13 protein-coding genes are annotated in these 13,500 nt (G+C 59.2%); 5 read left to right on the forward strand and 8 right to left on the reverse strand.

Annotated features, from left to right (window positions below):
- Positions 1-179: 179 nt before the first annotated feature.
- The 3 genes from AC07VV_RS01295 to AC07VV_RS01305 form a co-directional block, all read right to left on the reverse strand.
- Positions 180-797, reverse strand: coding sequence for a LysE family translocator (locus AC07VV_RS01295; protein WP_495034936.1), 618 nt, complete (start codon positions 795-797; stop codon positions 180-182).
- Positions 798-1,014: 217 nt separating this feature from the next.
- Positions 1,015-1,482 (reverse strand): hypothetical protein, encoded by a 468-nt coding sequence (locus AC07VV_RS01300; RefSeq protein ID WP_495034937.1) that lies wholly within the window; start codon positions 1,480-1,482, stop codon positions 1,015-1,017.
- A 123-nt stretch (positions 1,483-1,605) separates the two neighbouring features.
- Positions 1,606-2,256, reverse strand: a complete 651-nt coding sequence (locus AC07VV_RS01305; protein ID WP_495034938.1) for a hypothetical protein — start codon at positions 2,254-2,256, stop codon at positions 1,606-1,608.
- A gap of 477 nt (positions 2,257-2,733) precedes the next feature.
- On the opposite strand from AC07VV_RS01305, the gene AC07VV_RS01310 reads away from it, so the two are divergent.
- Both AC07VV_RS01310 and AC07VV_RS01315 read left to right on the forward strand, forming a co-directional pair.
- Entirely contained in the window at positions 2,734-3,096 is a 363-nt protein-coding gene (locus AC07VV_RS01310; RefSeq protein ID WP_096820603.1) for a DUF6124 family protein, read from the forward strand.
- Between the two features lie 231 nt (positions 3,097-3,327).
- Positions 3,328-3,663, forward strand: coding sequence for a hypothetical protein (locus AC07VV_RS01315; protein ID WP_495034939.1), 336 nt, complete (start codon positions 3,328-3,330; stop codon positions 3,661-3,663).
- A gap of 80 nt (positions 3,664-3,743) precedes the next feature.
- Here AC07VV_RS01315 and AC07VV_RS01320 read toward each other — a convergent pair whose 3' ends face one another.
- Positions 3,744-4,724 carry a GlxA family transcriptional regulator gene (locus tag AC07VV_RS01320; protein WP_495034940.1) on the reverse strand — a complete coding sequence of 327 codons (981 nt, stop codon included), beginning with the start codon at positions 4,722-4,724 and terminating at the stop codon, positions 3,744-3,746.
- 106 nt (positions 4,725-4,830) lie between these two features.
- Between AC07VV_RS01320 and AC07VV_RS01325 the strand changes: the two genes are divergently transcribed.
- The gene (locus AC07VV_RS01325) at positions 4,831-5,625 is read left to right on the forward strand and encodes an SDR family NAD(P)-dependent oxidoreductase (RefSeq protein WP_495034941.1); all 795 of its coding nucleotides are present in this window, start codon (positions 4,831-4,833) and stop codon (positions 5,623-5,625) included.
- 106 nt (positions 5,626-5,731) lie between these two features.
- Here AC07VV_RS01325 and AC07VV_RS01330 read toward each other — a convergent pair whose 3' ends face one another.
- From AC07VV_RS01330 to AC07VV_RS01345, 4 genes are all read right to left on the reverse strand, one after another.
- Positions 5,732-6,844 (reverse strand): alkene reductase, encoded by a 1,113-nt coding sequence (locus AC07VV_RS01330; protein ID WP_495034942.1) that lies wholly within the window; start codon positions 6,842-6,844, stop codon positions 5,732-5,734.
- Between the two features lie 153 nt (positions 6,845-6,997).
- Positions 6,998-9,235: a xanthine dehydrogenase family protein molybdopterin-binding subunit gene (locus AC07VV_RS01335; protein WP_495034943.1), complete on the reverse strand. Its 2,238-nt coding sequence runs from the start codon at positions 9,233-9,235 to the stop codon at positions 6,998-7,000.
- Positions 9,232-9,705 (reverse strand): (2Fe-2S)-binding protein, encoded by a 474-nt coding sequence (locus tag AC07VV_RS01340; protein WP_495034944.1) that lies wholly within the window; start codon positions 9,703-9,705, stop codon positions 9,232-9,234. The genes AC07VV_RS01335 and AC07VV_RS01340 overlap by 4 nt, the downstream gene beginning before the upstream one ends.
- Positions 9,702-10,967, reverse strand: coding sequence for a c-type cytochrome (locus AC07VV_RS01345; protein WP_495034945.1), 1,266 nt, complete (start codon positions 10,965-10,967; stop codon positions 9,702-9,704). Before AC07VV_RS01345 ends, AC07VV_RS01340 begins: the two co-directional genes overlap by 4 nt.
- Positions 10,968-11,279: 312 nt before the next feature.
- Between AC07VV_RS01345 and AC07VV_RS01350 the strand changes: the two genes are divergently transcribed.
- Entirely contained in the window at positions 11,280-12,479 is a 1,200-nt protein-coding gene (locus tag AC07VV_RS01350; RefSeq protein ID WP_495034946.1) for an MFS transporter, read from the forward strand.
- Positions 12,480-12,579: 100 nt separating this feature from the next.
- Positions 12,580-13,485: a LysR family transcriptional regulator gene (locus tag AC07VV_RS01355; protein WP_495034947.1), complete on the forward strand. Its 906-nt coding sequence runs from the start codon at positions 12,580-12,582 to the stop codon at positions 13,483-13,485.
- The last annotated feature ends 15 nt before the right edge of the window (positions 13,486-13,500 follow it).

Raw genomic sequence — 13,500 nt, forward strand, 5'->3', positions numbered from 1 at the left:
TGGCGGCTGGGAGAAGAAAAGGGGACGGATTTATTTTCCATTTTCCGAAAAAGGGGACGGATTTATTTTTTGGAAAATAAATCCGTCCCCTTTTTTTCCTTTTTTGGGCGATCCTTGCGATGAAATCCTCAGAAATCATAGCAAGGGTTTTCGGGTTGGATAGAGACTCAATCCTAGACCTATTGAACCAGCTGCCGGATCCCTAGAGACAAAATCAAACCACCGCATAATCGATCAATAGCTTTTTTCCTCTTTCGATACGCTGAAGCGATCTGAGGTTGCGAAAGAGCGATTGCGACCATTCCATACCAAGTCATCGAAACCACCACTACGACTGCCAGCATCGACAAAAACGTGCTTGGTGAAACGTGGGTGGGGGCTGCCGCTGAGAAAATAGCGGCATAGAAGGCCATGGATTTAGGGTTGCCAATGTTCGTAACGACCCCCTGAATGAATGACTGCCGAAAATTTCCGAGGACAGCATTGTTACAGGGGGTAAGCGCGCTATTCCCAGCCTTGAGTAGCAGTCGGAATCCAAACCACATCAGATAGGCTGCCCCCAGAACTTTTACGATCAGCGCTGCCCAAGGAAAAGCAGCAAATACAAGACCGATACCTGCGATTGCACAGGTGGCCCAGAATAAATTGACCAATACGATACCTGCTACCAAGGCCAAAGCTTCTGACCGCGTAGCAGCTACCGCTTTGTGGACTACTGCAACGAAATTTGGCCCTGGAATAACGACACCAGCCAGGTAAACCAAAAAAACTGTCAAAACGGCGGGACCATCGATCATGTGCATTCCTGTGCGAGTGTTGTGGCCGGGGACGGTCATCATTCAGTTCAAAGCCGTCCGTTGCTTCAACGTACAACGAAATAAAAATTCGATACAGGGCTTTGAGCGTAGTTGTGTTTTTACACACTCTGGGCCGAAAGCTGCCAGTCACAAAAGGCTGCTTTTGAGCCCAAGCGGACGTTCGAATTAATCCGCGTTCAGTCCTTGGTGCCAGAGCTTATGAAATCGTGTCCCAATAGAAATGAATGTACTCGTTGTCATACTCTGCGAAAAGTGAAACGATGAAGTCCGTCTTCATTGAGTACATCAACAACGCTCCGACAAAACCTGTCGGCTCATGCAGCGGTTGCTTGAGCGGTGCAATCAAATCAATCGTCCGGTCCACAATCATCTGATTGAAAACAGCTTCCGAGATTTCCTCAAACTTAGCGTCGGATACGTGCTGTGGGAAATGGCTGTCACTTTCAGGTTGGCAATCTAAGTACTCCGCTTGGAGCCAGAATTTCAGTCCGTTTTCACCATGCCGTTTGGGTGCGCGAGTTATCCTGATGGTCTCCTGCGACTCAGGATGTCGAAAGGCGTCGTTTGGATAGGTGACGTAGTAGAGACCGCGACAAACACTTTGTGCAGCCCTACAAATCTGCTGTTCCCTTGAAAGCTGATCAAAGTCGCTTCTGTCGAACATGTAAATACCTGAGGTTTACTTCGTGCAATTGGGCTATAGCGCGCGATAGTAGCAAAATAGTCTTGCTGATTTTTTCAGGAGGCGTCTGCTTTTGGCCGAAAGCTGACGCCCGAACAATGGGAACTACTCCCCATCAACCTGCTTCAGCCAGTTCCAGAATGGATCGTTCGATTCCAGCGCATCCATGCTTTCAGTGTGGGGAACGAGTTCTGACGCTCTTGCCGGGATATTCAGCCCAAGCGTTCGCTCTACATGGGCCCGCAACAGAAGAGGCGGGGGCGGGTAATCGTCATCGCCGTATTCTTTTTCACGCACTTCTTCAGGCGTCAGCTGGAATTGTTCTGGCCAGCAGAGTTCGTCATACCCGATAGCCAGCAGGCGCAATAGATCCTGCACGTTATCGGTCAACACACAGAGCATGTCGGATCCTGACCCCGAACCTAGATGGACAATTCGTTGTTGCCCGTTGTCGTCCCGCCACAGTCCGGCCCACGAACCATCGCCACCGGTTCTCAAGAATATCGATAGTCGGTGATTCACTTCGGGATCGTCACTTCGGGTCCATAGCGCGGTAAAGGCAGGATCCGGGACGTAGAAAGTTGTCGTGGCGATATCGCTGTTTTCAGGTTCCGGATGCAGCGTCATGTAGCGCACGCCATCGCGGTGTATCCGGACACAGCCGTGTTCTTCCAATAGATGAAGGGCTTGCACCAGTAGTGGTGGCATCGGATTACTGATGGGGAAGGCCGCGCGGATTTCCTCGGTGAACTTCATTTCTTTCTTGATCCAGGTGTGTGTTGACGAAGGGTAATGGGGATGACGATAAACAGACCATCCCTCCCATGAGATCTTTAAAAAACAAAGGGCGAGGGCCGCTCTTGATCCACCCGTTTAACCACCCCAAAGAAACCTGTTTAAAAGACACCACCCGTTACGCCCTCAAGGCTACATCACCTTGCGTCATTGCCTACGACTACGCCAGAATCCGCCGGCTTGTGCGTCCAGGGCGCGGGTCTTATCGTTCCATGGTCACTGAAAAACAGTGATCGGGTTTGGTAGCCCGGTTTACCTGTCGCATCGCAACACCAGTTTGCAGGGACTCTTTCGTCCTCTGTTTTATGGTGGCCATGCGTAGGGCGTCTTCGGGCGCGCCGGGTATCCAGGTGACCGGTCTACCAACCTCCGTATGGCCACCACCCTCGTTTGGTAGCGAGGTTGATGGCTCCACTTTCTCACCCTGGAGTTACATCTATGATCAAACCAACACCAAATCCACCCGAAACCGACCCGGTTTCCCCCTACCAATTCCCCGATTCCCGAACCCTCAACGAAGCCGCCGAACGCGCCCTCGACCACTACCTCACCCCACAACAACGCATCATGGGCAGCCACCACAAACACGACCCGATGTTCCTGGCCAACCCCGCCTACAACAGCGAATCCCTCCTGGCCAACGCCAGCGAATCCCTCGGCTCCGTCACCGAAATGCTCAACAACTTCGCCGCCATCCTGGAACCCGCCCACCGCAAAACCGCGCTGGGCATTGCGCAGGTGGTCATGGTTGCGGGGCTGGCGGTGAATCAGGCGTTGGATCATGTCGAGGTGAAGACCTGATCGGCTGATTGCTGTCGCTCAATAGCCGGAAAGAAAATGGCCGAGGTTGTCAGGCATAACTGACGACCTCGGCCATATTTTTATTTTTTCAGCACACCTCAAAACAAAGGCAACAAAACAAAGATGCCTCTCTGACCGCTCCCGGCCCGATGATAGAATCCGGTTTTTGAAAAGGGAGTTTCATCTGTGGTGGCTGGAAAAAAGAATTGCCCCTATTGCGCAGAAGTCATCATGGCTGACGCCATTTTATGCAAGCACTGCCAATCCAACCTTGGGCAGAAAGTACGGATTGCGCCGGAAGCGGCACCACGGTCAGAAGGAAAAGTGCGCCTCCCCAGCAAACTTCTCGCTGGAGTCATGACTGCCGTCGCCTTGTACTGGTTTTTTGGTGTTTATCTCAGAGACAAGCCGCAAGACAACGAAGAAGCCCAAGTCCAGGATGCCATCGACCGATGCCGCCAGGAGGTAGAGAGCTACTCCGGCCCGGCACTCGGAAAAAGCGTAATCGCAGATGCCTGTCAGAAGCTGGAACACGAACTGCGTAAGAGTTTTAGCCGCGCCCCCTAGAACAAACCGATTACGAAGCCCGCCGTTGAGCGGGCTTTTTTATTCTTGGGATCAGACCGGCATCCAGTTCGACAGCCTTGTCAGTCAGCGAGCTCTGAACTTTCTACCCGCTTGACCACCACTTGGCGCGCATCCCGCCGTACCGCCTGCGGAGGCACGCCGAATCCTCGAATGAACGCTTCTCGCATATGGCGCCGATCACGAAAACCGGATTCGCTGGCAACCACATCGAGTGAGTGTCGGCTCTGTTCGATCATCAATCGAGCAGCCTCCAGACGCAGGCCTTCGATTGCTTTTGCGGGAGACTGTCCGGTTTCTGCGCTGAATATGCGGGTGAATTGGCGAGGGCTCAGGTGTGCCACACCGGCCAGTTCCTCGACGCTGAGCGGTCGGCTCAAATGCTGCCGTGCATAGTTCAGTGCGCTTTGGATGCGGTCGGATTTGGGTGCGAGGTCGAGCATTTCCGAATGCTGCGACTGCCCGCCGGAGCGGTGCTGGTGCATCACCAGTTTGTGCGCCACCGAGCGGGCGACGTCGGCGCCCAGATCCTTCTCCACCATGCCGACGGCAAGGTCGAGGCCGGCGGTCATGCCCGCCGAAGTCCAGAAGGGGCCGTCGACGATATAGATGCGGTCGACGTCGACGCTGATTTCGGGGTGACGCTTCTGCAAGGCCTGCGCGTAGGCCCAGTGGGTCGTGGCGCGGCGTCCGGTCAACAGACCGGCTTCGGCGAGGATGAAGCCGCCGGTGCAGATGCCGACGGTGCGCCGTGCCTGATTGCCGGCCTGGCGTACGAAGTCGAGCACAGCGGAGGCTGTATCGGTTTCTACCGGATCGTTGACCCCGACAACGATCCAGGTATCGGCCAGTCCGGGTGCTTCGAGCGGGCGAGTTTCCATGGCCAGCCCCAGTGAGGAGCGCACCATGCCGCCGTCCGGCGAGAAGTTCTCGACGCTGTAGAAGGGCGCTTCGGCGATCTGATTGGCGAACTCGAAAACGGCTTGAGTCGCCAGGGAGAGCACCTGAAAACCGTCGGTGAGCAAGTAGCCGATGCGATGCATGGTGATTTCTCGGTTGTCCTGATTCACTACCTTATACGTCATTTGAGATATGGCCAAGCCGTCGCATTCTGTTCTCCGGTACTTCCCACAACCCTGGAGATTCGACATGACTCAATCCCGCCTCGGCACCGCCCTGATCACCGGCGCTTCGTCCGGCATCGGTGCCATCTACGCTGAACGCCTGGCCCGTCGTGGCCATGACCTGATCCTGGTCGCGCGAAATCGCGATCGCCTGAATGTTTTGGCTGAGCGCCTGAGTGAAGAGACTGGTCGCCACGTTGAAGTTCTAGCGGCCGACCTGTCCGAAAGGGCCGATCTGGCACGGGTCGAAGCGCGGCTCAGAACGGACGCCAACATTTCTCTGCTGGTGAACAATGCCGGGGTTGGCGCGACTCAGCCTCTGCTGGAGTCGGACGTCGACAAACTCGAAGACTTGCTCACGCTCAACGTGAACGTGCTGATGCGACTGACTTACGCGGCTGTTCCAGGCTTCGTCGCCCGCGGCGGTGGCACGCTGATCAACATCGCCTCGATCGTGGCCATCGCCCCGGAGGTGTTGAATGGTGTTTACGGCGGCTCCAAGGCTTTCGTCCTGGCGTTCAGCCAATCCTTGCGTCACGAACTGGCGGACAAATATGTCCGGGTCCAGGTGGTGCTGCCCGGCGCAACGGCCACCGAATTCTGGAGCGTGGCCGGAACACCGCTGGAGCATCTGCCGGAAGCGATTGTGATGCGGGCGGACGACATGGTGGATGCTGCGCTGTCCGGCCTCGACCAAGGCGAGTTCGTCACCATCCCGGCGCTTCCTGAAATCGCCGACTGGAATGTCTACGAGGCGGCGCGGCAGAAGCTGATGCCTGATCTGTCGCGCAGTGAGCCGGCTGCACGCTATCGCAACTGATGCAAAAAAGGGGACGGATTTATTTTCTGAAAATAAATCCGTCCCCTTTTCCCATGCCAGCCAGACAGACAGGGATCCCAATGGGCGCACAGGTTGTCATGGAAAATCAGGAGTGAACCGGGTAATCCACGTAGCCACGCTGGTCGCCACCGAAGAAGGTGCTCGGGTCTGGGGTATTGAGCGACAACCCGTCGCGAATTCGCCTTGGCAGATCGGGGTTGGCCAGAAACGGTCTGCCGAACGCGATGATGTCCGCGCGGCCATCAATCAGGGCCTGTTCCGCCGTCTCGGGGTCGTAGCCTCCGGCGATCATCAGCACGCCGTCCCAGGCCGCACGCAACTGACTGATGATGGCGTCCCAACGCGGATCGTAGTTCTCATCCTTGACGGTGCCTACGACGGCGGGCTCGACCAGATGCAGGTAGGCCAGTTTCCAGCGATTCAACGAACGCACGATATAGCCGAACGTCGCTTCAGGCGTCTCATCGCCCATACCCATGAAGCGCCCCATCGGCGTCAGACGAACGCTCACGCGCTCTTCACCGACTTCGTCGACCACGGCGGCGACCACTTCCAGCAACAGGCGTGCACGATTTTCCAGGTTGCCACCGTACGAATCTTCGCGCTGGTTACTGTTGCTGTTGATGAATTGATCGAGCAGATAGCCATTGCCCGCGTGAATTTCCACGCCATCCATCCCGGCGTTCAGCGCATTGCGCGCGGCCCGGCGGTAGTCGCTGATGATGTCGGCGATTTCCGACGTCTGCAGTGCGCGCGGTACCGGAACATCTCCCCAGATACCGTTGCCATCCGCGTCGACGATGAAGGTCTTGCCCGGAACGGACAATGCGCTCGGGGCCACCGGCAATGCGTTGTCGGGTTGAAAGCTGGGGTGCGATACGCGACCCACATGCCAAAGCTGCATGAAGATCAACCCGCCGGCCTCGTGTATCTGGCTGCTGACTTCGCGCCAGGCTTGCACCTGTTCATCGCTGTAGATTCCAGGCGTCCAGGCATAACCCTGGCCCTGGCGGGAAATCTGCGTTGCTTCGGTGATGATCAACGCGGCACTCGCGCGTTGGCGGTAGTACTCGGCGTTCATGGCCGTGGGAATGTCGCCGGGTTGTCCGGCGCGCGAGCGGGTCAACGGCGCCATCGCCACTCGATGGGGGAGTGTGTAGGGGCCCAGGGCGATAGGGCGGAACAGGTGCTGCGTCATGAGTGTTCTCCAGTCTTTGAAAAGCGTCGGCAGAGGGTGTCGGACGTTGGGTTGGGTCTGGCACCGGATGGCCTTACGTTAAGCGGCTGCTCAGCGCTTGATAATCCATGCGTGTCGCTACGCTGCATTGCGTGAAGTGCAACGCTGCGACGTTCAGGACGGTTGATCCGAGCGGGTCAGAGGAAGGTTCAACCAGCGCCGGCCGGTGGCGTTCGCCACGGCATTGCCGATGGCCGCCGCCATGGGGCCCTGGACTATTTCGGCAGCCCCCAGAAACGGTTGTCCCGGTTGGTCGAGCAGATGAACGTCGACCTTTTTCGGCACCTGCGGGAAGCGCAGGATCGGGTAGCCACTCCAGTCGTAGCTGCGTATGCCACCGGCGTCGTAGGCGACTTTTTCATACAGCGTCCAACTGGTGGACTGGACAATCCCGCCTTCGACCTGATTGCGCAGCCCATCGGGATTGACGATCTGTCCCACGTCCACTGCCGTGACGACATGATCGATCTGCACTTCGCCGGTCTGCGGATGCACCCGAAGACGTACAGCGATGGCGCAATAGCCCATGATGTTTTTGTAGCGAGCGAATGCGAAGCCGAGGCCCGTGCCAGGCTCGCTGCTTTTTTGCGGCCAGTCGACGGCGTCGCGAACCTGTTCCACCACGGCCCGTGCCCGGGGATCCGTCAGGTGCGCAAGACGCAAGGCAACCGGATCGACCCCGGCCCTGGCGGCGAGCTCGTCCAGGCACGCTTCAATCGCGAAGATGTTGATGTGCGCGCCCAGCGAGCGCATGGCCGAGGTGCGAAACGGCATCTCGGTGACGAAATTCATGTTGATGCGTTTGGAGGCCAGCGCGTACAGCGGCACTGCATTGCGATCGCCGTCGCCTTCAGGTTGTGCGATCGGCAACGAAGGCGCGGAGACGAAGGGTCGAGCCAGAAGTCGCGCAGGAAGCAATCGTCCGGCATTGACGATGCGTTCGTTGTGCGGTGTTGTCCACAGTTCATAATTCCAGTCCTGCATTCTTCCGTGTGCATCAAGGTTGGCTTGCACTTCGGTGACCATCGCTGAACTGTAAGGCTCCCAGAGGTTCTCCTGTTCGCGCATCCACTGCACTCGCACCGGCGTGCCCGGCAGGCGCATCGCAATCAACGCCGCGTCGGCCGCTGCATCGTCTGCGCCGTTGTGGCCGTAACAGCCGGAGCCTTCGGTATGGATACAGCGAACGCGCTCTGGCGGTAATCGCACCATTTCGGCGATCCCGGTACGCAGGGGATACACACCCTGGGTGTGGGTCCAGACGGTGAGGGTGCCGTCCTTGAACCAGGCCACGGCACACGACGGGCCGATGGAGCCGTGCATCAGGTACTGCTTGGTCACGCGTGCGCGATAGCTGTTGTCGGTCGTACCCTGCGGCGTGCCCTCCTGGCTGATGGGGTAGCGGCGTGAGGGGAGGCTCTCCAGCAACGCATGAATGTCTTGCGCCTCGGGTATCGCCTGCCCGCCAGTCCAGCGCGCCGATTCGTATCCGCTGCGCATGGCTTTGATTGCTTGCCACTCGTCACGCGCCACTACGGCCAGATAGTTGCCGTCGCGAATTACCTGCACCACACCGGACAGCGTTTTGATTGACTGCGCGTCGAAGGCTTCCAGCGTGCAGCCTGGCCGAGGCGGGCGAATGACCCGGGCGTGCAACATGCCCGGCAGCCGTATGTCCTGGACAAACGCGGCGCCGCCGCTGACTTTGGCCGGAATATCCAGCCGTTGCAGTGAATGGCCGATCACCTTGAATGACGTCGCGGACACGCTCGGCGATTCGGGCTTGGCGTAGAGGTGAAGATCAACGTTTCTGACCGCATCGGCGTAGGACATTCTTTGTCCGGTGGGGCCGTGAATGATGCCTTCCCGAGTCGTCAACCGGGCAGGCGCCATCTCCCAGCTTCGCCCGGCCGACGCCAGCAGCAGCTCACGCACCTGTGCCGCCGCGTTGAACAGCGCGGTTCCGCTGTCGAAAATACTGTGGCTGCCGGCGGTGTAGCCCTCGTTTGGCGTCAGTGCGGTGTCGGCGGTAAGCAGGTTGATCGCTGTCGGGGACACCTCCAGACGTTCAGCGGCAATTTGCAGCAAGGCTGTTTTGACGCCGGTGCCCAGTTCAACCTTGCCGGTGTAGACGGTGATGCCTTCAGGGCCGACGCGGATCCAGGCATCAAGCCAGGGGTTGGTGCGCAGGCTGCCGGGAAGGTCAGGCGCCAGCACCACGGTGCCAAGCGTATCGACTTCGGTGTCCGCCCAGGCATGGCGCGTTGCGGGCACCAGGGTAAACGCTACCAGCAAGGCGCCTCCACGCAAGAACGCGCGGCGACTGTGATCGACCTCTTTGACTCCTGTCATGGCGCGCTCCCGTTTTGCCCGGCCACCAGGCTGATCGCTTCGATAATCCGCAAGTGAGTGCCGCAGCGACACAGGTTGCCTGCCATGTGCTCGCGAATGGTCTGTTCGTCCGGATGTGGGTTGCTTTCCAGCAACGCCTGCGCACGCATCAACATGCCGGCAATGCAGTAACCGCACTGGGCCGCCTGTTTGTCGATAAAGGCTTGCTGCAAAGGACCGGGGTGTTCGACGGTGCCGAGGCTTTCGACCGTTCGGACTTTTTTGCCATCGAGGCCCGCGCAGGGTGTCAGGCAGGAAAAGACAGGCTTGTCATCGACGATGACGGTGCAAGCGCCACATTGCCCCAGGCCGCAGCCGTACTTGGCGCCGTTCAACCCCAGATGATTGCGCAGCGCGTAGAGCAGCGGCATGTCAGGTTCCAGCTCCAGGGGCTGGACGGCGCCGTTGACGTTGAGCGTGAGGTGGGTCATTTCGTCTCCTGACGTAGCGCTTCGAGGGTGGCAGAAAGGTCGGTCCAGGGCTGGTCGGGTCTGGCTTGTCGACGCAGGTATGTCGCCAGGGCTGTGAGTTGATCGTTGTCGAGGCTGGCAGCAAACGGCGGCATCACCGGTCCGGGCAAACCCGGTGTTGTCGGGACACCTTCGAGTACTGTTTTCAGGAAGTTGCGCGGGTGTAAGGCTTGCAGCGCTGAGGTGCGATCCAGCGACGGACGCCCGTCGATTTCGCGCATAGACGCCGCGGTGGCATGGCAGCCGGCGCAGGCGCTGGCGAACAGCAGGGTGCCCGTGGACTGATCGGAGGGGCCTGCATTCGCCGTTGTGTTTTGAATTTCGGTGATCGCTTTTTTTGCCGGCAGGCTCAGCAGATACACGGCAATCGCCTGTGCCTCACCGATCGGCAGGCTGGCCAGACCGAGGCTGACCGGGCGCATCGGGCCGGCCGCCGTGCCGTGGCCGTCCACCACTTCTGCCCGCAGATAGCCCACCAACTGATCGTTGCTCCATGCGTTTGCACGGTGAGCCATGCCGAGCAGCGACGGCGCTTCCCAGCCGTCAACAGCACCGCCCGACAGGCTTTCGCCGGACTTCTCGGCACCGATCAGGTTCAACGGAGAATGACAGCCTGCGCAATGGCCGGGCCCTTCGACGAGGTAACGCCCGCGATTCCATGCATCAGACTGCTGCGCCATCGGCGTCAGTGGTTTCGAATGCAGGAACAGCAGATTCCAGAACGACACCAGCGGGCGGATGTTCATCGGGAAATTCATGCGGTTTTCCCGGGCCGGCGAGTTCACGGCCGGGCCGCTCATCAAATAGGCATACGCATCGGCGATGTCGTCTGCGGTCATGCGCCGGTAGTGAACATACGGAAAGGCCGGGTACAGGAAGTGGCCGTCGCGGGAGATTCCTTCACGCATCGCCCGTTCGAACGCCGGCAGCGACCATTGCCCGATGCCGGTCTGCGGATCGGGTGTGATGTTGGTGCTGTAAAGCGTGCCGAACGGCGTCACCAGGGCCAGTCCCCCCGCCAGGTATTGTCCGCCGGGACGTGTATGACACACCGCACAGTCACCGGCCTCGACCACTCGCGCACCGCGCTGCAGTTGCTCTGAACTGAATGTTCGCGGGCGCTCGACGGGCGCAATCGCCGGGTGCCACATCAGTACGACGGCCCCGATTGCACCGAGCGAGGCGAGAACTGCTGCGCTGATCCATAGAGGCCTGGATCTCAAGAGGCTGCTTTTCATGAGGGTTTGACACACGAGAGGCGCGCGGCGGGCATTGATGACGGATTCGGGATCATGAACAGCTCCTTGTGCGACCGGGGGAAGGGCGCCGATGGGGAGCCCTGCGCCAGGTGCCCAAGGGTAGAGAAGGCGCTGGTGTTCGAGTATTGCCGGGCCGCGCAATAGCGTATTGCGCCAACCGCAACGCTCTGGGTGTTGCGGATGGCGCATCACTCAATTGCCCGAAGGATGGATTCTCGGTGTCGACCGGAGCCCTTAGCCTTGCCATCACTTTTACGAATCAGATGAGGTGTCACCATGCTCACGGGTAACCCGGCTGCGGCGGCCAAGGCCGAACAATCCGCTTCACTCTCCGGCCTGATGGTCGCGTTCCTTGCGTTTTGCTGTGGCGCGGTCGTGGCCAACCTCTATTACGCTCAACCTATTGTCGAACTGATCGCGCCGCAGATCGGTCTGTCCAGCGCCAATGCCAGCCTGATCGTTTCACTCACTCAAATGGGTTATGCGTTGGGTCTGTTGTTGCTGGTGCCGCTGGCCGATCTCATGGAGAACCGACGTCTGGTGGTGGGGTTCACGCTGGCGGCGAGCGTGGCCCTGATGTGTGCCGGCCTCACGCATTCGCCGTCGATGTTCCTCGTTTTGTCGTTGCTGATCGGTCTTACCTCGGTAGCGGTGCAGATTCTGGTGCCACTGGCAGCGCATCTGGCGCCCGAAGCAACCCGTGGCCGCGTGGTGGGTAACATCATGAGCGGTCTGTTGCTGGGCATTCTGCTGTCGCGTCCGCTGTCGAGCCTGCTGGTGGAAGTGTTCGGTTGGCGCGGGGTGTTTTTCAGCGCGGCGGCACTGATGGCCTTCATCGCCCTGATCACTGCGATTGCGCTGCCGCGTCGTGTTCCGACGCATCAGGCGACTTACGTGGCGTTGATCGGCTCGGTGTTTGCGCTGGCCCGTCGTCATCCGGTTCTGCGCCAGCGCTCCTTGTATCAGGGATTGTTGTTTGCCAGCTTCAGTCTGTTCTGGACCCTCGCGCCCATCGAGCTGATGCGTCACCACGGTTTCAGCCAGGTACAGGTTGCGATTTTTGCATTGGTCGGTGCCGTCGGTGCAGTCGCAGCGCCGATTGCCGGACGCCTGGCCGATGCCGGGCATGGCCGGCGCGGGACACTCGTTGCACTGCTGCTGGCACCGGTCTCATTGTTGATCGCCGCGTTGCCCGGCAGCAGTTACATCTGGCTGGTGGTCTGTGCGGTGCTGCTGGATTTCGCCGTGCAACTGAACATGGTGCTGGGCCAGCGTGAGGTTTACGCCATCGATCCGCACAGCCGTGCGCGCCTCAATGCCGTGTACATGACCAGCATTTTCGTGGGCGGGGCGTTGGGATCGCTGGTGGCGAGCCCCCTCTACGAGCAATTCGGCTGGCACCTGTCTGCCGTCACCGTGGCATTGCTGCCGGCACTGGCCCTGGCGATGTTCCTGGGGCGCAAGGCAAATGCCTGAGGAACTGGCATCGAAGAGTCCGAGGGGGCACGGTCATACAAGACGCCTGGCGTTCGGTGATGCACAATCATCGCCGTTCCTTTTTGACCGGGTTGCGCTTATGGACAAGTTACTGGCACTGAAGATGTTTGTTGAAACCGTGCGGTGCGGCGGATACTCCTCTGCGGCGCGCAAACTCGGTATTTCGACTTCATCGGTGACTCGCCAGGTCGCGGGGCTGGAACACGAACTGGGTGCCAGTCTCCTCAACCGCACGACACGCAACACCAGCGTGACCGTCGCCGGGCAAAACTATTTCGAGAAAGCCGTGGCCATTCTCGATGCCATCGACGAGGCTGACGCGGTCGTCGCCGACCGTGGAAGCGAGGCGCAAGGGCGCTTGCGCATCAGCGTTCCGGTGGAGTTTGGTCGAAGGATCATCGCCCCCCATCTGGGCCGATTGCTCGAGCGACATCCGGGACTGGAATTGAGCATTTCGTTGAGCGATCAGGTCAGCGACCTGCTGAGCGAGCAGATCGATGTGTCGGTGCGTCTCGGGTCGTCTGTGGTCAGTGAAGACATCGTCAGCAAGCGGGTCGGTGCGTTCGAACGCTGGGTGGTGGCCAGTCCGGATTACCTGAGCCGTCACCCGGTGCCGTGTCATCCCCGTGACTTGCTCGAGCACTCCTGCCTGCGCTTCGATTACGGTGGCCCGCACCAGAACTGGACGTTCCAGGGTGATGAAGAAACCCTCCAGCTGAATGTGCACGGCCGCCTGCAAAGCAACAATGCCGACATCCTGCGAGAAGCGGCAGTGGCGGGTGGCGGGGTGACATTGCTGGCCGATTGGCTGGTGCGCGACGATGTCGCTGCAGGCCGGCTGACACGATTGCTGGCACGTTATGAAATCAATCCCGGCAGTGCGAGCAGTTGCATCAATGTGCTGTATTTGCCCAATCACCGGGGTTCAAGCCGGATCAATGTGTTCATTGATTTTCTTGAAGAGATTCTTGCGCCGGGTTCATAGACCTCACGTACGACA

The sequence above is a fragment of the Pseudomonas sp. GW821-FHT02C04 genome, from assembly GCF_059421845.1.

Bases quoted from the DNA above. Each gene is read 5' to 3' on its own strand.
- AC07VV_RS01300 (WP_495034937.1), bottom strand. From the start codon at position 1,482: ATGTTCGACAGAAGCGACTTTGATCAGCTTTCAAGGGAACAGCAGATT.
- AC07VV_RS01310 (WP_096820603.1), top strand. From the start codon at position 2,734: ATGATCAAACCAACACCAAATCCACCCGAAACCGACCCGGTTTCCCCC.
- AC07VV_RS01325 (WP_495034941.1), top strand. From the start codon at position 4,831: ATGACTCAATCCCGCCTCGGCACCGCCCTGATCACCGGCGCTTCGTCC.
- AC07VV_RS01305 (WP_495034938.1), bottom strand. From the start codon at position 2,256: ATGAAGTTCACCGAGGAAATCCGCGCGGCCTTCCCCATCAGTAATCCG.
- AC07VV_RS01355 (WP_495034947.1), top strand. From the start codon at position 12,580: ATGGACAAGTTACTGGCACTGAAGATGTTTGTTGAAACCGTGCGGTGC.
- AC07VV_RS01350 (WP_495034946.1), top strand. From the start codon at position 11,280: ATGCTCACGGGTAACCCGGCTGCGGCGGCCAAGGCCGAACAATCCGCT.
- AC07VV_RS01320 (WP_495034940.1), bottom strand. From the start codon at position 4,724: ATGCATCGCATCGGCTACTTGCTCACCGACGGTTTTCAGGTGCTCTCC.
- AC07VV_RS01315 (WP_495034939.1), top strand. From the start codon at position 3,328: ATGGCTGACGCCATTTTATGCAAGCACTGCCAATCCAACCTTGGGCAG.
- AC07VV_RS01340 (WP_495034944.1), bottom strand. From the start codon at position 9,705: ATGACCCACCTCACGCTCAACGTCAACGGCGCCGTCCAGCCCCTGGAG.
- AC07VV_RS01330 (WP_495034942.1), bottom strand. From the start codon at position 6,844: ATGACGCAGCACCTGTTCCGCCCTATCGCCCTGGGCCCCTACACACTC.
- AC07VV_RS01295 (WP_495034936.1), bottom strand. From the start codon at position 797: ATGATCGATGGTCCCGCCGTTTTGACAGTTTTTTTGGTTTACCTGGCT.
- AC07VV_RS01335 (WP_495034943.1), bottom strand. From the start codon at position 9,235: ATGACAGGAGTCAAAGAGGTCGATCACAGTCGCCGCGCGTTCTTGCGT.